The sequence below is a fragment of the Brevundimonas albigilva genome (genome assembly GCF_023573565.1).
GTDB classification, from domain to species: domain Bacteria; phylum Pseudomonadota; class Alphaproteobacteria; order Caulobacterales; family Caulobacteraceae; genus Brevundimonas; species Brevundimonas albigilva.
The window spans coordinates 1,827,120-1,852,039 of record NZ_CP097649.1; the positions used below are offsets into that span (position 1 = coordinate 1,827,120).

Here is a 24,920-nt window from a genome sequence, read left to right on the forward strand (position 1 = left end):
CGATGCGCACCATCACCTCGGGCTTCCTCTATTTCGCCTATCTGTTCCTCGGGCTGACCGTGGGCGCCTTCCTGTGGCGCGCGGGGCTAGGGATCGGCGCGGGCGTGGCGGGGACGCTGGGGGCGCTGGGCCTGCTGGCCGCCTTCCACGGCATCGTCACCGGCGTCGCCGCGCGGCGCGCCCTGAAGAAGGAGATCGCCCAGGTCCGCGAGGCGCACCGCCTCTTGGCCGATGCCATGGAATCCACCCAGGGCGCCCTGACCGAACTTGCTGAGGCGATCGAGACCGGGGCCCTGGCCGGCGCCGACCAGCTGACCGGCGAGGTGCGGATGCTGGAAAGCCTGGTCCAGCAGATGAGCGACAGCATCGACCAGCGCCTGTCGGCCGCGCCGACCATCGGCCTGGACACCTTCGAAGGCCGCCGCCAGGCCCAGTCCAACGTCCTGCTCCAGACCATCCACGAGGCGCTCAGCGAGAACCGGGTCGACCTGTATCTGCAGCCGGTGGTGTCCCTGCCCCAGCGCCGGACCATCTTCTACGAAAGCTTCACCCGCCTGCGCGACGCCTCGGACCGCGTCATGATGCCGGCCGAATATCTGTCGGTGGCCGAGGGCGAGGGCCTGGTGCCGGCCATCGACAACCTGCTGCTGTTCCGCTGCGCCCAGATCGTGCGCCGTCTGGCGCGCCAGGACCGCAAGGTCGGCGTCTTCTGCAACGTCGCCCTGACCAGCCTGGGCGACGAGGCCTTCTTCCCCAAATTCCTCGACTTCCTCAGCGAGAACCGCGACCTGAACCAGGCGCTGATCTTCGAATTGGGCCAGGCCACCTTCGACGCGCGCGGCGCGGTCGAGGCGCGCAACATGGCCAAGCTGGCCGACCTGGGCTTCCGCTTCTCGCTGGACAAGGTCCAGACCCTGGACCTGGACTTCGCCGACCTGCAGCGCTCGGACGTCAAGTTCATCAAGGTCTCGGCCGACCTGCTGATCGAACAGTTGCTGGATCTGGACGGCGGCGCCCCCTTGCGTTCCATGCCCGACATCCAGGCCGCCGACTTCGCCGGCCTGACCCGCCGCTACGGCGTCGAGGTCATCGCCGAGAAGGTCGAGAACGAGCGCCAGGTGGTCGACATCCTGGAGCTGGACGTCGGCATGGGCCAGGGTCACCTGTTCGGCGAGCCGCGCGCCATCAAGGAGCAGGTCCTGGCCGAGACCGATCCCCCGGCCGAATTCCTGCGCTCCACCCTGCGCAGCGCGGAACAGCGTCGCCGCTTCCACTGAGTTTCGTCATCCTCCGGCGAGCGCAGCGAGACCGGGGGACCCAGCGGCGCCACAGGCGAAATCCATCCGCCACACGATCTGAAGACCAAGTCCGCGACAGGTTCGCGCTATCGCGCGCCGCTGGATTCCGGGTCTCCGCTGCACTTCGCCGGGAATGACGAAGATTGAACGCGGGCGGGCGGCCTTCTCCCTCTTCGACAGACCGGCTAAGACCCCGCGCATGACCCTCCCCCATCCGCTTCCCCATCTCGGCGAGATCGCCGGCGACTACGACATCCTGCTCTGCGACGTCTGGGGCGTGATCCACAACGGCCGCGAAAGCTGGCCGGCGGCCTGCCAGGCCCTGACCCGCTTCAACCAGCGGGGCGGCCATGTCGTGCTGATCTCCAACTCCCCCCGCCCGGCCACGGACGTGATCGCCCAGTTGGACGGCCTGGGCGTGCCGCGCGAGGCGTGGAAGGCCTTCGTAACCTCCGGCGACGCCACCCGCGCCGAACTGGCCAAGCGCGCGCCCGGCCCGGCCTGGATCGTCGGACCCGAGCGTGACGACGCCCTCTACGCCGGGCTGGACCTGAACCGCGCGACCGGCGCCGCCGACGCCGCCTTCATCTCCGTGACCGGCCCGGTGGACGACGACACGGAAACGCCCGAGGACTATCGCGACCGTTTCGCCGCCGGCGCGGCCCGCGGCCTGGAGCTGATCTGCGCCAATCCCGACCGCGTGGTCCAGCGCGGCGACAAGCTGATCTACTGCGGCGGCGCGCTGGCGGACCTGTACGAATCGCTGGGCGGCCGCGTCGTCATGGCGGGCAAGCCCTACGCCCCGATCTACGACCTGGCGATTCGCGAGGCCGAGACGCTAGCGGGCGGTCCGGTCGATCGTTCGCGCGTCCTGTGCATCGGCGACGGGGTGGTGACGGACGTGATGGGCGCCAATGCGCAAGGCCTGGACTGCCTGTTCATCGCCCAGGGCATCCACGGCGACCAGGCCAAGGGCCCGGACGGCGCCCTCGACCCCGCCCGCGCCGCCGACCTGCTGAAGGCGGAAACGACCTACGCCCGTTACGCCGCGCTGGAACTGGCGTGGTGAGGATGGCCATTTCGTCGCACCCCCGCTAAAGCCGTCCGATGGTCGATCTGGTTCAGCAGCATCCGTCCGGGGGCTATATCCTGGATGAACTTCACGTCGGCATGGCCGCCGAGAAGATCGTCGTGGCGACGGAGCAGCGCATCCAGCTGTTCGCCGAGGCGTCCGACGACTTCAATCCCGTGCATCTGGACGAGGCCTTCGCCTCCAAGACCGCCTATCGCGGCCGCATCGCGCATGGCCTGCTCAGCGCCTCGTTCGGCTCGGCCGTGGTCGGCACCATCCTGCCCGGCGCGGGCTCGATCTACATCTCCCAGACCCTGGCCTTCCACCAGCCGGTGCGGATCGACGACGAGGTGCGCATCGTGATCACCGTGATCGAGATCGAGCCGGACGCCGCCCGCGTGAAGCTGAGCTGCGAGGGCTTCGTCAACGGCGCCCTGATCATGGACGGCGTCGCGGTCGTCCGGGTGCCGCGCCGGCGCAAGCCCTCCGCCCGCTGATGCGGATCGTCCGGGACTGGCGCGGACTGTCCGACGCCGACCGGGGCGCGGCGGTCGCGGTCGGCGCCTTCGACGGCGTGCACCGGGGCCATCAGGCGGTCATCGCAAAGGCGCGCGCGGCCGCCGAGCGCCTGGGCGTTCCGCTGGGCGTGGTCAGTTTCGGTCCCCACCCCCGTCGGTGGTTCCAGCCCGACGCCGCCCCCTTCCGCCTGATGACGGCCGATCAGATGGCCCAGGCCCTGGCGCCGCTGGGCGTCGACGTCCTCTATCTCCTCCCCTTCGACGGCGAGATGGCGGGCATGGGCGACGCCGACTTCGCCCAGCGCGTCCTGGCCCAGGGTCTGGGGATCCGCCACGCCGCCGTCGGCTTCGACTTCACCTTCGGCAAGGGCCGCTCGGGCTCGCCCGAGGCGCTCAGGACCTATGGCGAGCGCCTGGGCTTCGGCGTCTCGGTGGCCCAGCGGATCGACGACGCGGACGGGCTGAAGCTGTCGTCCAGCGCCGTGCGCGAGGCGCTGAAGGCCGCGGACATGGCCCGCGCCGCCGCCATCCTGGGCCGTCCCTTCGCTATCCGGGGCGAGGTGATCCACGGCGACAAGCGCGGCCGCACCATCGGCGTGCCCACCGCCAACATCGACCTGGGCGACTATATGCGGCCGGCCTACGGCGTCTATGCGATCCGCGCGCAACTTCCCGACGGCCGGACCTTCGACGGCGTCGCCAGTCTGGGCGTGCGGCCCATGTATGCGCTGCAGACGCCTCTTCTCGAGGCCTGGCTGTTCGACTTCGACGGCGACCTGTACGGCCAGACGCTGGACGTCCAGTTGATCGCCTGGCTGCGCGGCGAGCAGACCTTCGACGGCCTGGACGCCCTCAAGGCCCAGATCGAGCGGGACGCCGCCGCGGCGCGGGCGGCGTTGACGACTTCCTGACTTCGTCATTCCGGGGCGTCCGCAGGACGAACCCGGAACCCAGCAGGACAGCGCCGGCGCCAACGACGCGGTATGGATCGCGATTGCGGTCCTGGGTTCCGGGTTCCTCGCTTCGCGAAGCCCCGGAAGGACGATCAGAGCGGGCGCAACCCCGCCGCATACCGCTTCCAGTTCGCCACATAGTGGTCGGCCGACATCTTCAGCACCGCCACATGGTCGGGATCGCGCTCGCGCACCACCTTGCCGGGCTGCCCCACGACCAGGCTGTTGTCGGGGATCACCTTGCCCTCGGTGATCAGGGCGTTGGCGCCGATGATGCAATTCCTGCCGATCTTCGCCCCGTTCAGCACCACCGCCCCGATGCCGATCAGGCTGTAGTCCCCGACCTCGCAGCCGTGCAGCATGGCCTGGTGCCCCACCGTCACCCCGCGCCCCAGCGTCAGCGGCGAGCCCGGATCGGTGTGCAGCACCGCCCCGTCCTGAACGTTCGAGCCCTCGCCCAGGGTGATCGCCTCATTGTCCCCTCGCAGCACCGCGCCGAACCAGACGCTGGCGTCGCGATGAAGAATCACGTTCCCTATGACCACAGCATTCGGCGCGATCCAGTATTCGCCTTCCGGCGGAAGCTGAGGACCTTTGTCGTCAAGCGCGTAAACAGTCATCCGAACACCGATCATCTTCGAAAAAGAACGCTTTAAGCGTTTGGAAACCACGTTAGCATCAGAGTGTTGATGCGATTCGAGACCGACATATCGGCCCCGAATCCGAAGCCGGATCAAGCCCGGTCCGGTCAGTGACGGAGCTTCGCGTGGCGCGTTGGGATCCGGGTGCGGTCGTCAGGCGGCGGGACATCCCCGTTGCGGACGGCCCCGCTGTCGATCCGGGCGGCCATTCGGCAGGCTTCGACTTCTTCCTTCCCAAGTCCACCCAAGGCGGCGCCCACGCGGGTCCGCCTTTTTTCATGCCCTGGAGGCGTCCATGACCAAGCGTGCGGCGATCAAGCGTCAGGCCCGTGAGCACGGGATTCTCGATTCACGGGACTTCATGGAGGAATCCAAGGTTCGGCGGCTCCATGCCCATGAGCAACGCGCGGATCGGGGCGGCTGGTCGCCCTACCCGTCCAACGACGACCGCGACCAGGCCTATCTGAAGACGCTGAAGCCCAAGTCGGACGGCCAGGCCGAACTGATGACGGCGATCGACCACCACAACCTGGTCATGGCCCTGGGCCCGGCCGGCACCGGCAAGACCTATCTGGCCGTGGCCAAGGCGGTCGAGGCGCTGGAGGCGGGCAAGGTCGGCCGCATCGTGCTGAGCCGCCCCGCCGTCGAGGCCGGCGAATCGATCGGCTTCCTGCCCGGCGACATGGAGGACAAGCTGGCCCCCTATCTGCGCCCCCTCTACGACGCCCTGTCGGACCGCCTCAGCATGAAGCGGGTCAAGGCGCTGATGGCCGAGGGCCTGATCGAGATCGCCCCTATCGGCTACATGCGCGGCCGCACCCTGAACAACGCCTTCATCGTCGTGGACGAGGCCCAGAACTGCACCTACGTCCAGCTGAAGATGCTGCTGACCCGGCTGGGCTGGCACTCCACCATGGTCGTCACCGGCGACCCGCACCAATCCGACCTGCTTCCCGGCGTCTCGGGCCTGGCCGACATCTCGGCCCGGCTTGAGGCGGTCGACGACATCGCCGTCGTCCGCCTGGCCGAACGCGACATCGTCCGCCACCCCCTGGTTGCCTCGATGATCGGGGTGCTGTAAAGCGATCGTTCGGCGCCGGCCATGAACGGTCGGTGCCGAACAGCACCCCATTGCGATAACGCCGGCTGACGAACTTGCCGATTCCCAGAGCGTGGCTGTAGGCTCCCCTCGTCTCCAAGGGAGTTTCTGATCATGCCGCACTCCGAAGTCGTCATCCGATCGGGCGACCCGCTCATCGATGGGATGTTTCTGGGCACGCGATGGACCGATGCGCGCCTGACCTACGCCTTCCCCGGATCCTCCACCGCCTACAACGGCGGGCAGCCAGGCTACCCCAGCGACTGGCACCTGCAGAACTTCCAAGCCTTCTCCGCAGCCTGGGCGACCCACGCCGTGGCCTTGCTGGATGAGATCGCCACCTTCACCACCCTGACCTTCGTGGAGGGCGACCCAGCCGCCTCACAGTTGCGCTGGGGCCGGTTCGACGATCCCGGAAACGGGGCCTACGCCTACGGCCCGGGAGACTTTCAGCAGAACGGTGATCAGTGGTTCGCCAACAACGCCAACGCCGATCCGGTCCTAGGCGATACGGTCTCGCACATCCTGCGTCACGAATTTGGTCATGCGCTGGGCCTGTCGCACCCGCACGAGGGCCAGTGGGGTCCCATCCCTCTCGCCTATGACTCCATCGAATATTCGACCATGTCCTACCGGCTGCACACCACGCAGCAGGACGGCGACTACAGCGGGTCGCATCACGAGCAGAGCTTCATGATGCTCGATATCGCCGCGCTGCAGTATCTGTATGGGGCGAACTTCGCTTTCAATGCGACGGACACCACCTACGTCTTCGACCCGGCGACCGGTCAGATGGTGGTCAATGGGGTGGGCGGAGCTGTTCCAGCCTATGACGTGGTGTTGCGGACGATCTGGGACGGCGGCGGCGTCGACACCTATGACTTCAGCAACTTCGACCGCGATCAAGTCATCAGCCTGCAACCCGGTGAGTGGTCGACCTTCGATTCCTCCATGCTCGCGACACTGATCCAAAGGGCCGATACACCGGGCGGCGCCCTCCGGCCGATCTATGCGGCGGGCAATCTGGCCAATGCGCTGCTCTATCAGGGCGACATCCGCTCGCTGATCGAGAACGCCATCGCGGGCGATGGAGACGACATCGTCACAGGCAACGTCGCCAACAACATCCTGAACGGCAATGGCGGCCACGACGATCTGCGCGGGATGGAGGGCGACGACGTTCTGATCGGGGGAGCGGGGAACGATCGTCTGGACGGTGGTGCGGGTCTGGACATGGCGGACTATCGCACCGCGCCGAATGCGGTCACGGTCAACCTAGCGACGGGTCAGGCCAACTCGGTCGCGCACGGGATCGACACTCTCGTCTCGATCGAGGGCGCCTACGGCACAGCCTTCAACGACAACTTCATTGGCGACGCCGCCGCCAACATCTTCGCCGCGGGCGCGGGAAATGACACCCTGACCGGCGCGGGCGGCAATGACCTGCTGGACGGCGGCGCGGGCGTGGACACGGCGCTCTACGCCTCGGCGCGGCGGATGTATGTGGCCGACAGCACCTCGATCTCTGGGGCCGGCGAAGGGACCGATGCGCTGGTCTCGATCGAGAACCTGCGCTTCGTCGACGGGACCCTGACGTTCGACGCGGCCAGCCAGGCGGCCCAGGTGATGCGGATGTACGACGCCGCCCTGGCCCGCCAGTCCGACCAGGGCGGCTTCGAGAACTGGCTCGACCGGCTGGAAGGCGGGCTGACCCTGACCCAGATGGCCCAGGCCTTCCTGGATTCCGCCGAGTTCCAGGCCAACTTCGGCGGCCTGTCCAACCAGGATTATGTCGCCCAGCTGTATCGCACCACCCTGCGGCGCGAGCCCGACGCCGGCGGCCTGGCCAACTGGACCGCACGCCTCGACAACGGCTCGCTGAACCGAACCGACATGCTGGTCGCCTTCTCCGAGAGCGCCGAGCACGTCAACAACACCGCCTCGGTGCTGAACCGCGGCCTGTGGGTCGCCGACGACCAGGCCAAGATCATCGCCCGTCTCTATGACGCCACCTTCGACCGCCTGGCTGACGTCGGCGGCCTGGCCGTCTGGACCCAGAACCTCAAGGACGGCACGGCCCTGATCGACATCGCCGCCGCCTTCGCCTCGGCCGCCGAGTTCCAGCAGAAGTACGGAAACCTGTCGAACGCCGACTTCGTGGCCCAGATGTACCGCTTCACCCTGAACCGCGAACCCGACGCCGGCGGCCTGGCCCACTGGACCAGCCAGTTGGACAGCGGCGCATCGAACCGCGCCCAGATGCTGCTCAACTTCTCCGAAAGCGCCGAGCACGTGGGGTTGACCGCCGGCCTGTGGCTGGGTGGGATTCAGGTCGCTGGCGGGAACAACGGCGCCCTGGCCGCCGCCGAGCCGGGCAAGGCGATCCTGGCCCCCGAAGACTTCCGCGATCCCATCGTGATCGGTTCGGACGGCCTCGACGACGACGCCTTCGTCCTGGCCGCCGACCTCGACCTGACCGGCCAGGTCATGCCGACGTTCGACGCCCACAAGGCGCCGGCCCCGGACATCGCCGCCGTCGACACCCTGCCGCCTGCCTGGTTCGACGCCCTGCACGCCGCCGACGCCGGGCCCGACGTGGCCGACCTCCACCGCATCCCCGCCAACGACATCGACCACATCCGCCAAACCCAGGACCACGCCTGGATCGTCTAGGGATCAGCCGGCGGGCTTCAGATGCTGAAGTCCGTCGGCGGTTCGGCCTGGTCCAGCCAGGCGGCGATGCGTTCGGCGGCCTGTTCGGCCGTCATGGTGGTGGTGTCCACCACGATCTCGGGCGCTTCGGGCGCCTCATAGGGGCTGTCGATGCCGGTGAAGTTCTTCAGCTCGCCGGCGCGGGCCTTCTTGTAGAGGCCCTTGACGTCGCGGGCCTCGGCCACGGCCAACGGCGTATCGACGTGCACCTCGACGAACTCGCCCGGCGCCATCAGGTCGCGGGCCATGCGGCGCTCGGCCCGGAAGGGCGAGATGAAGCTGACCAAGACGATCAGGCCGGCGTCCACCATCAGCTTGGACACCTCGGCCACGCGGCGGATGTTCTCGACCCGGTCCTCCTCGGTGAAGCCCAGGTCGCGGTTCAGGCCGTGGCGGACGTTGTCCCCGTCCAGCAGATAGGTGTGGCGGCCGTCGGCGTGCAGGCGCTTCTCGACCAGGTTGGCGATGGTCGACTTGCCGGCGCCGGACAGGCCGGTCAGCCAGACGACCCGGCCGCGCTGGTTCTTGATCGCGGCGCGGGCGGCCTTGTCGACCGACAGGTCCTGCCAGTGGATGTTGTGGGCCCGGCGCAGCGCGAAGTGCAGCATCCCCGCCCCGACCGTGCGGTTGGAGATGCGGTCGATCAGGATGAAGCCGCCCAGGTCCCGGTTCGCCGCATAGGGATCGAAGGCGACCGCGGCGTCCAGCGACAGGTTGCACACGCCGATCTCGTTCAGCTCCAGCCGCTTGGCCGGGCGCTGCTCCAGGGTGTTGACGTCCACCTTGTGCTTGGGCTCGGTGATCGTCGCCCCGACCAGCCGGGCGCCGACCTTCAGCAGATAGGGCCGGCCCGGCAGCATGGCCTCGTCGTCCATCCACACCAGGGTCGCCTCGAACTGGTCGGCCGCCTCGGGCGGGGCGTCGGCCGCCGCCAGCACGTCGCCGCGCGACACGTCGATCTCGTCGGCCAGGGTCAGGGTGATCGACTGGCCGGCGACCGCCCGGTCCAGGTCGCCGTCGGCGGTGACGATGCGCGCGACAGTCGAGGTCTTGCCCGACGGCGCGACCCGCACGGGGTCGCCCGGCCGCACCGTCCCCGCCGCGATCAGGCCGGAGAAGCCGCGAAAGTCCAGGTCGGGCCGATTGACCCACTGCACCGGCATCCGGAACGGATCGGCCGACAGGTCGTCGTCGACCGGCAGCGTCTCCAGCAGGGTCATCAGCGGCGGCCCGGCGTACCAGGGCGAGCGGCCGCTGGCCTCGGCGATGTTGTCGCCGCGCAGGGCCGACATCGGCACGGCGTGGAAATCCTCGACCCCGATCCGCTCGGCGAAGGCCGAGAAGTCGGCCACGATCTCGTCGAACACCGCCTGGGACCAGCCCATCAGGTCCATCTTGTTGACCGCCAGGATCACGTGGCGGATGCCCAGGAGGCTGACCAGATAGGCGTGCCGCCGCGTCTGGGTCAGCACGCCCCGCCGCGCGTCGATCAGGATCACGGCCGCGTCGGCGGTGGAGGCGCCGGTGACCATGTTGCGGGTGTACTGCTCGTGTCCCGGGGTGTCGGCGACGATGAACTTGCGTCGATCGGTCGAGAAGAAGCGATAGGCCACGTCGATGGTGATGCCCTGCTCGCGCTCGGCCGCCAGGCCGTCGACCAGCAGGGCGAAGTCGATGTCGCCCCCTTGGGTGCCGACGCGGCGGCTGTCCGCCTCCAGCGCCGCCATCTGATCCTCGAAGATCATCTTGGAATCGTAGAGCAGCCGCCCGATCAGGGTCGACTTTCCGTCGTCCACGCTGCCGCAGGTGATGAAGCGCAGCAGGCTCTTGTTCTGGTGCGCATCCAGATAGGCCGCGATGTCGGCGGCGATCAGGTCGGACGCTTCGTAGATCTTGGCGGCCATCAGAAATAGCCTTCCTGCTTCTTCTTCTCCATCGAGGCGGACTGGTCGTGGTCGATCACCCGGCCCTGGCGCTCGGACGTCGTGGTCAGCAGCATCTCCTGGATGATGTCGGGCAGGGTCGCGGCCGTGCTCTCCACCGCCCCCGTCAGCGGATAGCAGCCCAGGGTGCGGAACCGGACCGAACGCATCCGCGGCGTTTCGCCGGCACGCAGCGGGAAACGGTCGTCGTCGACCATGATCAGGGCCCCGTCGCGCTCCACCACCGGCCGCTCGGCGGCGAAATACAGCGGCACGATGGGGATGTTTTCCAGGTGGATGTATTGCCAGACGTCCAGCTCGGTCCAGTTGGAGATCGGGAAGACACGGATGCTTTCGCCCGGCCGCTTTCGCGTGTTGTATAGTCGCCAGAGCTCGGGCCGCTGGTTCTTGGGATCCCAGCGGTGCTCGGCCGTGCGGAACGAGAAGATGCGCTCCTTGGCCCGCGACTTCTCCTCGTCGCGCCGGGCGCCGCCGAAGGCCGCGTCGAAGCCGTGCAGGTTCAGCGCCTGCTTCAACCCTTCCGTCTTCCACAGGTCGGTGTGCAGGGCCGAGCCGTGGTCGAACGGATTGATGCCGCGCGCGAGGGCGTCGGGGTTCCGGTGCACCAGCAGCTCGAAGCCCAGTTCGGCCGCCATCCGCTCGCGCATCTCGTACATGGCGCGGAACTTCCACGTCGTGTCGACGTGCAGCAGCGGGAACGGCGGCCTGGACGGGAAGAAGGCCTTGCGGGCCAGGTGCAGCATCACCGCCGAATCCTTGCCGATCGAATACAGCATCACCGGGCGCTCGGCCTCGGCGGCCACCTCGCGCATGATGTGGATGCTCTCGGCCTCCAGGCGCTGCAGATGGGTGAGCCGCTCGCGCGACACGGCGGGGGTCAGGGATGCGGCGGGACTGACAGGCAAGGCGTTCGCTCGTTCAAAGGCGGCCCACTCACCGCAAAGCCATGCCGGGCGCAAACGATTGATACTATGACCGCCGAGCAGAAATCATCCCCGCATCTTCGTCGTCGGGGATCATTGCCCGATTTCGGCCACAAACGAACCAGCCATGCCGTGAATCCACGCCGTCCCTGTGGACGTTTTGAAAATCCGTCATTTTGTGATAGGTTCTGTTTCATTGGATCGGGCGGTCCGCGGAATCTTCGCGCCGCCCGTGTTTGCGACAGAATCCCGTCCATGAAGGCGGGATCGGCCAGAGGTTTGGTGATCCGTTTCCGCATCTGACGCCTGCATCTTTTCATCCAGCGGCCCCGCCGGTGGACGAGAACCTGTCTGCGTTCGACGCGCCTTCGCTTCGCCCGGCCCTGACCGGGAAAGGACGATTATGACGAGCAAGACGGGTCTGGAGTTCAAGGTCGGCGACGCGGTCGTCTATCCGGCGCACGGCGTCGGCAAGGTGGCGGCCATCGAAACCCAGGAAGTCGCGGGCATGAGCCTGGAGGTCTATGTCGTGACCTTCGACCACGAGAAGATGACCCTGCGCGTCCCGACCAAGAAGGCCAAGACCGCCGGCCTGCGTTCGCTGGCCGCCGACGACGTCGTGACCAAGGCCCTGACCACGCTGAAGGGCCGCGCGCGCATCAAGCGCACCATGTGGTCGCGCCGCGCCCAAGAGTACGAGGCCAAGATCAACTCGGGCGACCTGATCTCGATCGCCGAGGTCGTCCGCGACCTGCACCGCGCCGACACCCAGCCGGAACAGTCCTATTCGGAGCGCCAGCTCTATGAATCGGCCCTGGACCGCATGGCCCGCGAAGTCGCCGCGGCCAACAAGATCGACAAGGACGCGGCCGTCGAACTGCTGGCCAAGTCCCTCAGCGCCAAGAAGCCGATCCCGACCGCCGAAGCGGCCTAATCGCGCCCCATCGACGAACAATCGAAAGGCCCGGGAGCGATCCCGGGCCTTTTGTTTTGCGTGGTCGACCCGCCTTTAACGATTGTCCCTGAGGCTGGTCCGGACGTCGCCGGAGGAGATGAGCATGAGAGCGATGGCCATCGGGGCGGCGCTGACGCTTTTGTCCTTCGTGGCGGCGGGCTTGTTCCTGCGACTGCCGTTCCTCAAATCCCGAACCGCCATCCCTCACGATCCGCTCGCGGAGGACCTGACCGAATGGCCGGGCCTGATAGGCCTGATGCTCAAGCCGCGATGGCGACGCATCTACAACGCCATCGTCCTGGCGGGCGTGCATCTGCTGTTTCTTGCGTTTCACGTCTTCGTTGTCGTCAGCGTCAGTCGAGACCCTTCCGGGCTGGGCTTCGGCGTCCTCCTCGTCACGCTCATCTTGGCGTCGGGCATGTTCACGATCTGGGGCTCGGCCTTCCGGAATACGCAAGCACTCAAGAGCGGACCGGCTCAGGAAACCACCAGGTGAAGATCGACAAGGCGTGGGCGCTGATCTACGCCTGAACCCTCTCCCCCTCAGCTCAAGACCGCGCCCATGCCTTCCGGACTCATCGCCCTGCTCGACGACGTGGCGGGGATCGCCAAGCTGGCGGCGGCGTCGATCGACGATGTGGGGGCGGCCTCGGGCAAGGCGGCGACCAAGGCGGCCGGCGTGGTGGTCGACGACGCGGCGGTGACGCCCCGCTACGTCACCGGCCTGTCGCCCAGCCGCGAACTGCCGATCATCGCCAAGATCGCCGCCGGCTCGGTGCGCAACAAGCTGCTGCTGATCCTGCCCGTCGCCCTGCTGCTGACCAGTTTCGCGCCCTGGGCCATCACGCCCATCCTGATGTGCGGCGGGACCTATCTGTGTTTCGAAGGCGCCGAGAAGCTGATGGAGATGTTCGGCGGCGCGGGTCATGGCGAGGCCGCGCCCGCGACCGGCGACCCCGCCGCCCTGGAAGCCGCCACCGTCTCGGGCGCGGTGCGGACCGACCTGATCCTGTCGGCCGAGATCATGACCATCGCCCTGGCCGACGTGTCCGACGCGCCCCTGCTGACCCAGGCCGGCGTGCTGATCGTGGTGGGCCTGGCCATGACCGTGGCGGTCTATGGCGCGGTGGGCCTGATCGTGAAGATGGACGACATCGGCCTGCATCTGGCCGAGCGGCCGTCAGGCGCGGCCCGGGCGCTGGGGCGCGGCCTGGTCAAGGCCATGCCGGTGGTGATGAACGCCCTGTCGGCGATCGGCACCTTCGCCATGCTGTGGGTCGGCGGCGGCATCCTGCTGCACGGGTCGCACACGCTGGGACTGGCCTGGCCGGCTGAGCCGGTGGAGCATCTGTCCCACGCCGTCGCCCAGGCGACCGGGCCGCTGGGCGCCGTGGCGGGCTGGCTGACCACGGCGGCGATCTCGACCGTCATCGGCGTGGTGGTGGGCGGCGCCGTCGCCTTCGCCCTGCATCAGGTCATGCGGCTTCGAAAGGGCGGCGGGGCGCACTGATACTGCGCCCTGCGCCACGCCTGGCCTCAAGCCTGGGCCTGGGCCCACGCCTGGCGGGTCGGAAAGTCAGAAATATTCCGCATTGGCCGGGCACTGGGCGCTGATTCGCCGGGCGGTGATGCTGGCCGGGATATAGGGCGTGCCGCGCAGCAGCTGCGCGCCGCCGCTGAAGCGGAAGCTGGTCGTCTCATAGGTCCCGTTCAGCCGCACATTGACCCGGCGGCCCTTGTGGTCCTGGCACGTGCCCTCGAAGCGGGCGTTTCCGTCGCCCACCACCCGCGTCGGATAGGTGCAGCGCCACCGCTTGGTCGACAGGCCGCCGAAGAAGCGGTTGATCTCGCTGGGGCGCACGCACTTCTGTTCGGTGTCGCGCTGGCCCAGGGCGCTGGTGGTGTATTCCCAATAGCCGGGCAGCACTTCCGACTGGGCGGCGGTCTGGGCCGGCGCCATGGCGGGCGCGGCCAGCATCAGGCCGCCGGCCAGGAGCGGCGCGGCGATCGCGGCGGCCTTGCCCGGCGCGCGGCGGATCGGGGAAAGGATCATGGAAAGGCTCTTGGTCATGGTCATGATATGGATATGACGCCCGGCAATTGAATACAGGCTGAACGAGACGCGCGTCGCGGCGTTCGGCCGGCGCGGACTCAGGTTGACGCCCGCGCCCCTCTCCCTTATACGCCCCCTCTCTCGCGCGGGACCCGTTTCCGCGCGCACCTGTTTCATGCGTTCGCGTCCATTTCTCGGGCCGGGCGCCGCACCTTAAGGATCTGACGATGTCGCGTCGTTGCGAACTCACTGGTATCGGCCCGATGGTCGGCCACAGCGTGAGCCACTCGAACATCAAGACCAAGCGCCGCTTCCTGCCGTCGCTGAAGACGGTCAAGGTCACCTCGGACGCCCTGGGCCAGACCTTCAGCCTGCGCATCTCCAACGCCGCCCTGCGCACCCTGGACTACAAGGGCGGCCTGGACGCCTTCATCGTCAAGGCCCGCGACGAGCAGCTGTCGACCGCCGCCCAGCGCATCAAGCGTCAGGTCCGCGCCAAGCTGGCCGAGCAAGCCGCCGCCTGATCGGCGTCGCAAATCGATTTCGGGAAAAGGCCGGCGTTTCCGCCGGCCTTTTTCTTTGCCCATCCCTCTCCCGCTTGCGGGAGAGGTGGCCCGTCGTTCGCGAAGCGAACCAGGGGTCGGAGAGGGAAGTGTCATCCAAAGAAGACACTCCCCCCATCGTCAGGCGTGTCGCTTCGCGCCACGACCTGACACTTCCCCCGACAAGCGGGGGAAGGTCTTCGCGTCATCGCCTCAGGCCGCTTCCACCGTCACCGACTGACGCACCATCTCGCAGCGGTCCTGGGTGGTCAGAAAGGCGATGTCGGCGGCGTCGCGGCCGCAGGCGATCCGCACCAGCCCCTCGACCGGCGCCAGGCCCGTGGGGTCGACCAGCCACCAGCCGTTGTCCAGCCAGACCTCGAAGATGGCGTGGAAATCCGGCGGCTCCAGCTGGTGGGCGAAGGCGCTGACCGCCCGCGCGGGAATGCCCGACGCCCGGCACAGCGTCAGGCCCAGATGGGTGAAGTCCCGGCACACCCCCGCCCGGTCGATGAAGGTGCGCGCCGCCGTCGTCTCGGTGTCCGACACCCCGTGCTCATAGTCGATGTTGGCCTTGATCCAGTCCAGGATCGCCAGCACCCGCGCCCCGCCCGACGTCTCGCCGAACGCGCGCGTCACGAAACGCCCGAACTGGTCCGACGGGCAGTATCGGCTGGGCGACAGATAGGGCAGCACCTCGGCGGGAAGATCGCCCCAGTCGTGCTGCGACACGTTCAGGGGCAGCCCCCTCAGCACGCCGTTGTCGACCACCGCCCCATAGGTCAGCGTCACCTCGCCCGACATATGGCAACGCAGCGTGCGGGCGCCGAACTCGGCGTCCTCGTCCTCATGGGCCTGGATCGGCGGCGAAAAGGTCAGCCGCTCCTCCAGGATGTCCTGGCCGGGCCAGTGCGCGACCTGGATCTTGTAGATGGCGTCCGTCGGCGGATCGAAGCGATAGACGAGCTCGGCGCGAACGCGCAGTTTCATGAAGGGCACCGGTTTTGAAGGTTTGGCTGGCCGCTCAACGCCATGAGACTGCGGCTGTTCCGTGACCCCGGGGCGCGCGGATGCAAAACGTACGGCGGCGTACACAACAGGCGAAAATCGACAAGCGGTCTCAATATGTTAGGATCGTCATTCATGTCGGCCTCCCCCGCCCTATCCGCCCTTCGCCGAGCGACCGCCGCCGACCACTCCGCGCTTGAGGACGAGGCGGCGATCGAGCGCCGCCTGGCCGATCCGGCCGCCCGGGCGCAGATGGTCCTGGCCTTCCATCGTTTCCACTTCGGCGTGGAGGCGGCCGCCCATCCGCTGGTCGCCTCGCTGGCGGGCGCGTTCAAGCCGCTTGCACGATCCGAAGGCGTCGCTCGCGACCTGGCGGACCTGGGCGTCGTCGCGCCCACGCCCGCCGCGCCGCCCCCCGTCGCGACGCCCGGCGCCGCCCTGGGCTGGGTCTATGTCGCCGAGGGGTCGATGCTGGGCGGCCGCATCATCCGCCGCCGCCTGGCCGCCGCCGGGTGCGATCTGGCGGGCCTGTCCTTCCTCGATCCCCACGGCGACCAGACCGGCGACCGCTGGCGCGCCTTCCAGACCTTGCTGGAGCAGGCCTGCGCCGATGGCGCGGCCTCGGTCGAGCAGATCGTGGCCGGCGGCCTGCAGGGCTTCGCCTACGCCCGCGCCACGCTGGCGCCGCTGTCGCAAAGGGCAGCCGCATGACCGATTCCGCCATCCGCGACGAGATCGACCTGACCGATTGCGATCGCGAGCCGATCCATGTTCCCCAGGCCGTCCAGCCTCACGGCTTCCTGCTGGTGCTGGACCCTGAAGCCCAGGTGGTGCTCAAGGGCGCCGGCCCCATCGAGGGCCTGACCGGGCGCGACGGCTGGCTGGATCGCCCGGTCGCCGACCTGCTGGGCGATTCCGTGGCCCGACGCGTGCGGGACATGGCGCGGCTGGAGGACAAGGGCTTCTGCGGACGCTGGCGCGCCGCCAACGGGCTGGAATACGATGTCGTCGTCCACTACGCGACGCCGTCGATGTCGGGCGAGGCGCCGCGCGTCGTCGTCGAGGTGGAGCAAAGCTCCCAGCAAAGCCGCCCGGGCGTGGAACTGATCGCGCGCCTCGACGCCGCCGGCGCCGACATGGAACGGGCCGGCACCCTGCAGGGCGTCAGCGACCAGGCGGCCGAGGCCTTTCGCAAGCTGACCGGTTTCGACCGGGTCATGATCTACCGCTTCCTGGACGACGAGGCGGGCCAGGTCGTGGCCGAGGCGCGCGGCAACGGCGCGTCCTCCTTCCTGAACCACCACTTCCCCGCGACCGACATCCCGCGTCAGGCGCGCGCCCTTTATCTGCGCAACCCCGTGCGGGTCATCCCCGACAGCCACTACACCCCCCAGCCGCTGCGCCCCGTCGATCCCGACGAGCCGCCGCTGGACATGAGCGACGCCGGCCTGCGCTCGGTGTCGCCCGTTCACCTTCAGTATCTGCGCAACATGGGCGTGCGGGCCTCGGCCTCGGTGTCGATCATCGTCGACGACGCCCTGTGGGGCCTGGTCGCCTGCCACAGCGCGGCGCCGCAGTTGATGCCGTACGAGATTCGCGTCGCCTGCACGACGCTGGCCCGCAACCTGGCGCGCCAACTCAAGGCCAAGGCGGATGCGGAACTGTACCGCGAACGGGTCCGCCTGCGTCGTCTCGAGGACGAGCTGGTCGCCCGGCTGCCCGCCGAAGCGGCGCTGGACGAGGCGCTGGCGGCGCGCTCGGCGCAGTTGATGGAACTGGTCGACGCCGACGGCCTGGCCCTGATCGGCGACGGGCGCGTCGTCCGCTTCGGCCATACCCCGCCGGAAGAGGGCGTCGCTCGCCTCGGCGCCTGGCTGGAGGGCCTGCCCGGCCTTCGTCCCGTCTCCTCCAGCGCCCTGTCCAGCATCCTGCCCGAGGCCGAGGCGTGGCGCGCCCACGGCAGCGGCCTGCTGGCCGTCCGCCTGACCGGCCGCGCGCCGGTCTCCATCCTGTGGTTCCGCTCGGAAATCGTCGAGACGGTGCGCTGGGCGGGAAATCCCGAGACGGCGGTGAAATCCGGCGCGTCCGGCGCCCTGAACCCGCGCGCGTCCTTCGAGGAGTGGTCCCAGACCGTCTCGGGCCGCGCGCGCCGCTGGTCCGCCGCCGCGGTGGAGTCCGCCGCGCGCCTGCGCGACGCCCTGGCCGACTTCGCCGCCGTCAGCCAGCTGCGCAGCCTCAACCAGTCGCTTCAGACCCGCCTCAACGAGCGCGACCTGCGGCTGGAGCAGCAGCAGTATCTGATGCGCGAGGTCAATCACCGCGTGCAGAACAGTCTGACGCTGGTGTCCAGCTTCCTGGGCCTGCAGGCGCGCGACCAGGCCGACGGCCCCGCCGCCGTCGCCCTGCAGGAGGCGCGCCGCCGGGTGCGCGCGGTCTCCACCGTCCACAGCCGCCTCTATCGGGGCGACAACACCACCACCATCGACCTCAGCCGCTACATCGGCGAACTGGTGACGGATCTGGGCGGCAGCATGGGGCCTGATTGGGCCGCCGCGATCCAGACCGACCTGGCGCCGGTCTGCGTCGACGCCGGTCGGGCCGTCACCCTCGGCCTGATCCTGACCGAGCTGATCATCAACGCCCAGAAGTACGCCTATGACGGCCAGCCGGGTCCGCTGTTCATCACCCTGGCCGAAGCCGACGATCAGCTGCGCCTGACCGTCGCCGACGACGGCAAGGGCGGGCACCAGGCGGGCAAGGGTTTCGGCTCCATGATGATCCGCAGCCTGGTCGGCCAGCTGGACGGCCAGCTGGCCTACCGCGACCGCAAGCCGGGGCTGGAAGTGACGCTGAAGGCGCGCATCGACCCCCTGGCCTGACGCCCGCTCTGGCTGGCCGCCGATCCCGATGGCGCGGTCGCGCGGCGCGGCCTAAACAGCCGCCATGACCGCCCCCTCCCCCCGAACGTCTCCGCTCGCGCCGGCCCTGGCGGTGCTGCTGGTCGCGGCCTGCGTCCTGGGCCTGGCCCCGATCCTGGTGCGCCTGACCGAGACGGGGCCGGCGGCGGCGGGCTTCTGGCGTTTCGCCTTCGCCCTGCCGCTGCTGGCGGTGCTGGCGGGGCGCGAACCGGGAGGCGTGGCCCGGCCGTCGAAATGGGCGCTGCTGGCCGGCCTGTTCTTCACGCTCGACCTCAGCTTCTGGCACTACGGCATCGTCATGACGTCGGTGGCCAACGCCACGGTGCTGTGCAACCTGACGCCGGTGGTCGTGACCCTGTTCGCCTGGGTCGTGCTGAAGGAGAAGCCGCGCCGGCTGTTCCTGCTGGCCCTCGCCCTGGCGATGGGCGGCGCCCTGGCCATGGCGGCCGGGGCCGACGGCGGCCAGGGGACCAACCCCTTGCTGGGCGACCTGTTCAGCCTGTCGGTGGCGGTCTGGTATTCCGGCTACTTCCTGGCGGTGAAGGCGGCGCGCGCGACGGCCGGCGCGATGCGGATCACCTTCTGGGCCACGCTGCTGGGCGCGCCCCTGCTGTTCCTGGTCGCGCTGGGCCTGGGCGAGGACGTTCTTCCCGCAACCCTGGCCGGCTGGGCGGCCTGCGTCGCCATGGGCGTGATGCACGTCTTCGGCCAGGGCGGCGTGGCCTGGGCGCTGGGCCGCCTTCCCGCCTCGGTCACCGCCGTCACCATCCTGGTCCAGCCGGTGGTCGCGGCCCTGCTGGGCTGGCTGGTCTTCGGCGAGACCCTGACCCCGGTTCAGGCCGGCGGCGGCGCCCTGGTCCTGGTCGCCGTCATCCTGGCCCAGCGCTCGAACCGAGCGCCCGCCGCGCCCTTTTCCGGCCTGGCCGCCGAGCCATCCGCAACCGCCGGACCCCCGCAGCGCGAAGCGCGGTAGCCCAGGCAACATGGGCTCAAGCAGCGCGAAGCGCGGTAGCCCAAACAACATGGGCTCAAGCAGCGCGAAGCGCGGTAGCCCGCCCTAAAAAGAAAACGGGCGCGGAGGATGCCCCCGCGCCCGCTTCCCAGCCTGTTCGGCTGTCGACTTAGAGGACCTTGAGGTCCACGGCCGAGGTCTTGCCGCGCTGGGTTTCCAGCTCGTATTCGACCTTGGCGTTCTCATCGAGGCCCTGAAGGCCGGCCTTCTGAACGGCGGTGACGTGAACGAACACGTCGGACCCGCCGCTATCGGGCTGGATGAAACCATAGCCCTTGGTGGGGTTGAACCACTTGACCGTACCGGTCGCCATGTCTGCGTCTCCGTAAACGCGCTTTCCAGGCGGGCCCCTTTTCAGAGGGACCCGTCAGTCCATCTGGAACAAGCTCGTTCAGGCGAAGGAGCGAGACGCGGGTGTGGACCCCACGCAAAATCCGGACTGCGCCCGTGTTGTCACCCGCCTTTACGGGCCGGTCAACAGCAAAGCGATTCCACAAATCGGCGTTAGGTGGTTAATCGAACCTTAGCCGCACACCCCGCGCGGGGCCGCGTCCAGATGCAGATGGTCGGCATGGGCGGCGTTGTACTCGGGCGTCAGGACATTGGAGAACAGCCGGCAACCGCCCTGCCCCACGCGCTTCAGGAAGCGCCCGCCCTCGGCGCCGGCCGGCCCCTGCCCGGCCCAGTCGGCCTTGACGCTGACCCGGCGCCCGTCGGCCAGGGTCACCGCCGCGACGTCCAGCGCATTGGCGCGCGCGTGTTCGCTGGGCCGGTCGCCGGTGTCGGTCGACCCATAGATGCGACGGCACGAGTAGGTCCCGAAATTCTCCACCCGCGCCACCGGAGAGCCCAGCACGTCCCGCGCGGCCGGTTGCAGCACCTGGCGGTCCCAGAGGACGTAGCGCAGGGCCAGCGGGCACTGCATCACCACCCCGGCCGGCGCCAGGGGCGTGGCCCCGCCGACGATCCGCACCGCGCCGCGCACCTGGCAGAAGCCGCCGTCGTCGCGATCGGGCGCCCGCTCCACCTGCACGCCGGCCTCGCGCAACAGCCTCATGCAGGCCTCGGTGGGCGCCGCGACCTGTTCGGGCGTGGCGGCGCGGGGCAGGTCGAAGGCCGCCACCTTGGTCGCCGTCGCCCGCCCGATCGGCCGATCCAGGTCCAGCGGCTTCCACGGCAGGTCTTGCGGCGGCGCATAGGCGTTCAGCAGGGCGAAGGCCGCGCAGACCAGCAGCGCCGCCTCCCACAGCAGGTTCCAGAAGTCCGCGAAGTCCCGCCTCATGCCGCCCCGCGTCCTCCCTGCGCCCCGCGCCGGGCCGCAACGGCCCCGCTTCCCAACGCACCGGGGGGCCGATCCGTTCATCGCGATCGACCGGCCGACGCGGCCCTATCCCAGCGCGCGCACCAGTCCGGGCATCAGGCCGTTGGCGGCGCCGGCCTCGACGCTGACGTTGGCCAGGCCGATCAGGGCGACGCCGCGACGAGGCGCGACCGCCGCGACGGCGTGCCACAGGGTGTTCGACCCCTCGTGCATCAGGGCGGGACCCCCGGCCCAGGGAACGGCGGGCGGCGCGATCCAGCCCAGGGCGTAGGGCTGGCCCTGGCCTGCGCCCGCATCGCTCAGGACCGCCACGCTCTCCGGCTTCAGCCAGCCGCCCCCGTCGTTCAGGAACACCCGCAGCCACGTCGCATAGTCCGCCAGCGTCATGTGCGCGGTGCCCGCCGGCCCCAGAGCGGCGGGGTTGTCGGCGCCGGGATCGGCCGGATCGACCGGCGTGTGCGTCTGCCCGCCAGCCCAGCGATGCCCCCAGGCGTTGGCCCCGCCATGAACGTCGTGGACCGGCGCGCCGAAGCCCGCCGACGCCAGGCCCAGCGGCCCGAACATCTCCGCGCGCGTCACCTCCTCCCATGACTGGCCGGTCAGGGTTTCGATGGCCGCCCCCGCCAGGATGTAGTTGGCGTTGGCGTATTCATATCCGCCCGGCGTACCGGTCGGCGGCGTCGACAGGATGCGTTCGGCGATCGCGCGGCGCTGTTCGGGCAGCGGCCGGGGATCGGCCCGCGCGGTCATGTAGAAGACCATGCCCAGGGCGTCGGCGTCCTTCACCCCGGCCCGGTGGCGCAGGAAGTCGCGGATCGTCACGGCCTCATAGGCCGGATCGACCGTCGCGGCCGGGAACAGGACCGACAGGGGCGCGTCCCAGTCCGCCCGTCCCTGCTCGACCAGCCGGGCGTAGAGCGCCGCCGTCATCGCCTTGGTGTTGGACCCCAGGTGCCAGCGGTCGTCCAGCGTCGCCGGGTCGTCCCCGCCGAACCGGCGCACCCCGCGAACCCCGGACCAGGCCAGGCCCTCGCGCGTCACCACCCCGCCGGCCAGGGCCACCGGCCGGGTCTCGGCGAACACCGCCTCCAGCACGGCCTCATAGGCGGCCGGATCGGCGCCGATGTCCGCCCGCGCCGGCAGGGCGGCCAGCCCGGCCACGGCCAGGCTTCCGGCCAGGACGGTTCGGCGGTCGGTCTTCATGGCGGCGCTCTCCCTGTATTCGGCGACAGCCTAGCGTCCCGGCGGCGCGAACGCACGGCCCTTGCCCTGTCCGCCCGCGCCGGTCACTGTCGGCGCATGGGAAAGAAATCCGACGCCTACGACGACGAACTGGAGCAGCTCCAGCTCGCCATGGTCCAGACCCAGGCCTGGACGATCGAACACGGCCTGCGGGTCGTCATCGTCCTGGAGGGGCGCGACACCGCCGGCAAGGACGGCGCCATCAAGCGGCTTACGGAATATATGTCGCCGCGCCAGACGCGCGTGGTCGCCCTGCCCAAGCCCAGCGACCGCGAATCCAGCCAGTGGTATTTCCAGCGCTACGTCGCCCACCTGCCGGCGGCGGGCGAGACGGTCATCTTCAACCGCTCCTGGTACAACCGCGCGGGCGTCGAGCCGGTGATGGGGTTCTGCACCCCCGCCCAGTACGCCCAGTTCATGGCCGACACGCCGCGCTTCGAGCGGATGCTGACCGACGACGGGATCGTCCTGATCAAGCTGTGGCTGGACATCTCGCGCGAGGAACAGGCCCTGCGGCTGAAGGAACGCCGCAAGGACCCGCTCAAGAAGTTCAAGCTGTCCTCGCTGGACGCCGAGGCCGAGGCCCGCTTCGACGCCTATTCCGACGCCCGCGACCGGATGCTGGCCGAGACCGACCGCGACTTCGCGCCCTGGACCATCGTGGCCACCGACGACAAGAAGACCGCCCGGCTGAACATCATCCGCCACATCCTGGCGGTGCTGGATCATGTTCCGGGCGAGGTGAAGAAGCCCGATCCCGACATCGTCTTCGGCGCCGAGGAGGCCAGGAAGCGCCTGGCCCGCTGATCCGCCTCACATCCTGAACAGGCCGAAGGTGGTCTCCGGAATCGGGGCGTTCAGGCTGGCGCTGATGGCCAGGCCCAGCACGTCGCGGGTCTGGGCCGGATCGATGATGCCGTCGTCCCACAGGCGGGCGGTGGCGTAGTAGGGATTGCCCTCGTCCTCGTACTTCTGGCGGATCGGCGCCTTGAAGGCCTCGGCGTCTTGCGGCGTCCAGGTCTCGGCGTCGCGGTGCACGGTGGCCAGGACGCTGGCGGCCTGCTCGCCGCCCATCACGCCGATGCGGCTGTTGGGCCAGGTGAACAGGAAGCGCGGCGAATAGGCCCGGCCGCACATGCCGTAATTGCCCGCGCCGAACGATCCGCCGATCAGGACGGTGAACTTGGGAACCTCCGCCGAGGCCACCGCCGTCACCAGCTTGGCCCCGTCCTTGGCGATGCCGCCCGCCTCGTACTTTCCGCCGACCATGAAGCCCGAAATGTTCTGCAGGAACAGCAGCGGGATCTTGCGCTTGCAGGCCAGTTCGATGAAGTGCGCCCCCTTCTGCGCGCTCTCCGAGAAGATCACCCCATTGTTGGCCAGGATCGCCACCGGATAGCCCCAGATGCGGGCGAAGCCGCACACCAGGGTCGAACCGTACAGCGTCTTGAACTCGTCGAAGTCGGAGCCGTCGACGATGCGGGCGATCACCTCGCGCACGTCATAGGGCGCTCGCACGTCCTCGGGGATCAGGCCGTACAGCTCCTCGGGGTCGAAGGCCGGCGCGCGCGGTTCGCGCACATCCATCTCTACCGGCTTGGTCGTGTTCAGATTGGCGACGATGGAGCGCACCACCTCCAGCGCGTGCTCGTCGTTCTCGGCCACGTGGTCGACCACGCCGGACCGACGCCCGTGGGTCTCGGCCCCGCCCAGCTCCTCGGCGGTGATCACCTCGCCCGTCGCGGCCTTCACCAGCGGCGGCCCGGCCAGGAAGATCGCGCCCTGGTTCCGGACGATGACCGTCTCGTCCGACATGGCGGGCACATAGGCGCCGCCAGCGGTCGACAGGCCCATGACGCAGGCGATCTGGGCGATGCCCTTGGCGCTCATCCGCGCCTGGTTGAAGAAGATGCGGCCGAAATGGTCGCGGTCCGGAAACACCTCGGCCTGGTGCGGCAGGTTGGCCCCGCCGGAATCGACCAGATAGACGCACGGCAGGCGGTTCTGCTCGGCGATCTCCTGGGCGCGCAGGTGCTTCTTGACCGTCATCGGGAAATAGGCGCCGCCCTTCACCGTCGGGTCATTGGCGACGATCATCACCTCGCGGCCCGAGACGCGCCCGATCCCGGCGATCACCCCGGCGCCCGGCGCCTCGTCGTCGTACATCCCGTTCGCCGCCAGCTGCCCGACCTCCAGGAAGGGCGAGCCAGGGTCCAGCAGGCGCTCTACCCGGTCGCGCGGCAACAGCTTGCCCCGCGAGACGTGCCGCTCGCGCGCCTTGTCCGACCCGCCGCGCGCGGCCTGCGCCACGCGCTCGCGCAGGGTCGCGGCCAGGGCGCTGTTGTGCGCGTGCAGGGACTTGTAATCGGGGCTTTGCGGATCGACCGCTGACGTCAGCTTCGGCATGGGGACGGTTTAGGCGGGGAGCGCGGCGGGGGAAAGCCTCTCCCTCCCCTTCATGGGGAGGGTGGTCGCGAAGCGACCGGGTGGGGGCGGCCCGGCAGGGTCGCACCTGCTTGATGAAGTCCAGGTCTGTAGGGCGTCGCCGCGCCCTCCCCGCCCTCCCCGCCCGACCTCCCCGCGGGGGAGAGAGAAATGTTGCGCTCCCGCCCCTTTTCCCCTATACGCGCCCGCTTTCCAGGGCTTCGGTCCTGACGCGGACCACCAAAGGGACGGACGCTCGGTCCGGCCGCCGCGCCAGGAGCCATCG

23 protein-coding genes are annotated in these 24,920 nt (G+C 69.2%); 14 read left to right on the top strand and 9 right to left on the bottom strand.

Features of this window, described 5'->3' with window-relative positions:
• Window positions 1-2: 2 nt before the first annotated feature.
• From tipF to M8231_RS09155, 4 genes are all read left to right on the top strand, one after another.
• Window positions 3-1,277, top strand: coding sequence for a flagella assembly cyclic-di-GMP phosphodiesterase TipF (tipF, locus tag M8231_RS09140; protein ID WP_250201314.1), 1,275 nt, complete (start codon window positions 3-5; stop codon window positions 1,275-1,277).
• 220 nt (window positions 1,278-1,497) lie between these two features.
• Window positions 1,498-2,367 carry a TIGR01459 family HAD-type hydrolase gene (locus M8231_RS09145; protein WP_250201315.1) on the top strand — a complete coding sequence of 290 codons (870 nt, stop codon included), beginning with the start codon at window positions 1,498-1,500 and terminating at the stop codon, window positions 2,365-2,367.
• A gap of 38 nt (window positions 2,368-2,405) precedes the next feature.
• Window positions 2,406-2,867: a MaoC family dehydratase gene (locus M8231_RS09150; RefSeq protein ID WP_249750194.1), complete on the top strand. Its 462-nt coding sequence runs from the start codon at window positions 2,406-2,408 to the stop codon at window positions 2,865-2,867.
• Entirely contained in the window at window positions 2,867-3,799 is a 933-nt protein-coding gene (locus M8231_RS09155; protein WP_249750193.1) for a bifunctional riboflavin kinase/FAD synthetase, read from the top strand. Before M8231_RS09150 ends, M8231_RS09155 begins: the two co-directional genes overlap by 1 nt.
• A 134-nt stretch (window positions 3,800-3,933) precedes the next feature.
• Here the strand turns inward: M8231_RS09155 and M8231_RS09160 are convergent, their stop codons facing one another.
• Complete coding sequence (locus M8231_RS09160) at window positions 3,934-4,461, bottom strand: gamma carbonic anhydrase family protein (RefSeq protein WP_249750192.1); 528 nt, start codon at window positions 4,459-4,461, stop codon at window positions 3,934-3,936.
• A gap of 304 nt (window positions 4,462-4,765) precedes the next feature.
• On the opposite strand from M8231_RS09160, the gene M8231_RS09165 reads away from it, so the two are divergent.
• Together M8231_RS09165 and M8231_RS09170 are read left to right on the top strand one after the other, a co-directional pair.
• Window positions 4,766-5,563: a PhoH family protein gene (locus M8231_RS09165; RefSeq protein ID WP_249751976.1), complete on the top strand. Its 798-nt coding sequence runs from the start codon at window positions 4,766-4,768 to the stop codon at window positions 5,561-5,563.
• Window positions 5,564-5,695: 132 nt separating this feature from the next.
• Entirely contained in the window at window positions 5,696-8,254 is a 2,559-nt protein-coding gene (locus M8231_RS09170; protein WP_250201316.1) for a DUF4214 domain-containing protein, read from the top strand.
• Between the two features lie 17 nt (window positions 8,255-8,271).
• Here the strand turns inward: M8231_RS09170 and cysN are convergent, their stop codons facing one another.
• Together cysN and cysD are read right to left on the bottom strand one after the other, a co-directional pair.
• The gene (gene cysN, locus M8231_RS09175) at window positions 8,272-10,197 is read right to left on the bottom strand and encodes a sulfate adenylyltransferase subunit CysN (RefSeq protein WP_249750190.1); all 1,926 of its coding nucleotides are present in this window, start codon (window positions 10,195-10,197) and stop codon (window positions 8,272-8,274) included.
• On the bottom strand, window positions 10,197-11,195 hold the full coding sequence (gene cysD, locus M8231_RS09180; RefSeq protein ID WP_430641155.1) for a sulfate adenylyltransferase subunit CysD: 999 nt from the start codon (window positions 11,193-11,195) through the stop codon (window positions 10,197-10,199). Before cysD ends, cysN begins: the two co-directional genes overlap by 1 nt.
• Window positions 11,196-11,562: 367 nt before the next feature.
• Between cysD and M8231_RS09185 the strand changes: the two genes are divergently transcribed.
• The 3 genes from M8231_RS09185 to M8231_RS09195 all read left to right on the top strand — a co-directional run bounded on the left by M8231_RS09185 (window position 11,563) and on the right by M8231_RS09195 (window position 13,624).
• Window positions 11,563-12,093, top strand: coding sequence for a CarD family transcriptional regulator (locus tag M8231_RS09185; protein WP_249750188.1), 531 nt, complete (start codon window positions 11,563-11,565; stop codon window positions 12,091-12,093).
• Window positions 12,094-12,217: 124 nt separating this feature from the next.
• Window positions 12,218-12,610, top strand: a complete 393-nt coding sequence (locus tag M8231_RS09190; protein WP_249750187.1) for a hypothetical protein — start codon at window positions 12,218-12,220, stop codon at window positions 12,608-12,610.
• 66 nt (window positions 12,611-12,676) lie between these two features.
• Window positions 12,677-13,624: a DUF808 domain-containing protein gene (locus M8231_RS09195; RefSeq protein ID WP_249750186.1), complete on the top strand. Its 948-nt coding sequence runs from the start codon at window positions 12,677-12,679 to the stop codon at window positions 13,622-13,624.
• A 66-nt stretch (window positions 13,625-13,690) separates the two neighbouring features.
• Here the strand turns inward: M8231_RS09195 and M8231_RS09200 are convergent, their stop codons facing one another.
• The gene (locus tag M8231_RS09200) at window positions 13,691-14,167 is read right to left on the bottom strand and encodes a DUF3617 domain-containing protein (RefSeq protein WP_249750185.1); all 477 of its coding nucleotides are present in this window, start codon (window positions 14,165-14,167) and stop codon (window positions 13,691-13,693) included.
• A 227-nt stretch (window positions 14,168-14,394) separates the two neighbouring features.
• Here M8231_RS09200 and rpmB point away from each other — a divergent pair, with 227 nt between their 5' ends.
• Window positions 14,395-14,691 (top strand): 50S ribosomal protein L28, encoded by a 297-nt coding sequence (gene rpmB / locus M8231_RS09205; RefSeq protein WP_249750184.1) that lies wholly within the window; start codon window positions 14,395-14,397, stop codon window positions 14,689-14,691.
• A gap of 231 nt (window positions 14,692-14,922) precedes the next feature.
• Here rpmB and M8231_RS09210 read toward each other — a convergent pair whose 3' ends face one another.
• Window positions 14,923-15,699 (bottom strand): transglutaminase-like domain-containing protein, encoded by a 777-nt coding sequence (locus M8231_RS09210; RefSeq protein WP_250201317.1) that lies wholly within the window; start codon window positions 15,697-15,699, stop codon window positions 14,923-14,925.
• Between the two features lie 153 nt (window positions 15,700-15,852).
• Between M8231_RS09210 and M8231_RS09215 the strand changes: the two genes are divergently transcribed.
• From M8231_RS09215 to M8231_RS09225, 3 genes are all read left to right on the top strand, one after another.
• The gene (locus M8231_RS09215; protein ID WP_250201318.1) at window positions 15,853-16,428 is read left to right on the top strand and encodes a biliverdin-producing heme oxygenase; all 576 of its coding nucleotides are present in this window, start codon (window positions 15,853-15,855) and stop codon (window positions 16,426-16,428) included.
• Window positions 16,425-18,596, top strand: coding sequence for a histidine kinase dimerization/phosphoacceptor domain -containing protein (locus M8231_RS09220; RefSeq protein ID WP_250201319.1), 2,172 nt, complete (start codon window positions 16,425-16,427; stop codon window positions 18,594-18,596). The genes M8231_RS09215 and M8231_RS09220 overlap by 4 nt, the downstream gene beginning before the upstream one ends.
• A gap of 64 nt (window positions 18,597-18,660) precedes the next feature.
• A complete protein-coding gene (locus M8231_RS09225; RefSeq protein ID WP_250201320.1) occupies window positions 18,661-19,608 on the top strand; it encodes a DMT family transporter in 948 nt (315 codons plus the stop codon).
• A 148-nt stretch (window positions 19,609-19,756) separates the two neighbouring features.
• Here the strand turns inward: M8231_RS09225 and M8231_RS09230 are convergent, their stop codons facing one another.
• From M8231_RS09230 to M8231_RS09240, 3 genes are all read right to left on the bottom strand, one after another.
• Complete coding sequence (locus M8231_RS09230; protein ID WP_249750176.1) at window positions 19,757-19,960, bottom strand: cold-shock protein; 204 nt, start codon at window positions 19,958-19,960, stop codon at window positions 19,757-19,759.
• Between the two features lie 210 nt (window positions 19,961-20,170).
• A complete protein-coding gene (locus tag M8231_RS09235) occupies window positions 20,171-20,929 on the bottom strand; it encodes an extensin-like domain-containing protein (protein WP_249750175.1) in 759 nt (252 codons plus the stop codon).
• Between the two features lie 105 nt (window positions 20,930-21,034).
• The gene (locus M8231_RS09240; RefSeq protein WP_249750174.1) at window positions 21,035-22,171 is read right to left on the bottom strand and encodes a serine hydrolase domain-containing protein; all 1,137 of its coding nucleotides are present in this window, start codon (window positions 22,169-22,171) and stop codon (window positions 21,035-21,037) included.
• Between the two features lie 96 nt (window positions 22,172-22,267).
• Here M8231_RS09240 and ppk2 point away from each other — a divergent pair, with 96 nt between their 5' ends.
• A complete protein-coding gene (gene ppk2 / locus M8231_RS09245; RefSeq protein WP_249750173.1) occupies window positions 22,268-23,017 on the top strand; it encodes a polyphosphate kinase 2 in 750 nt (249 codons plus the stop codon).
• A gap of 6 nt (window positions 23,018-23,023) precedes the next feature.
• Here ppk2 and M8231_RS09250 read toward each other — a convergent pair whose 3' ends face one another.
• On the bottom strand, window positions 23,024-24,616 hold the full coding sequence (locus M8231_RS09250; RefSeq protein WP_249750172.1) for a carboxyl transferase domain-containing protein: 1,593 nt from the start codon (window positions 24,614-24,616) through the stop codon (window positions 23,024-23,026).
• Between the last annotated feature and the right edge of the window lie 304 nt (window positions 24,617-24,920).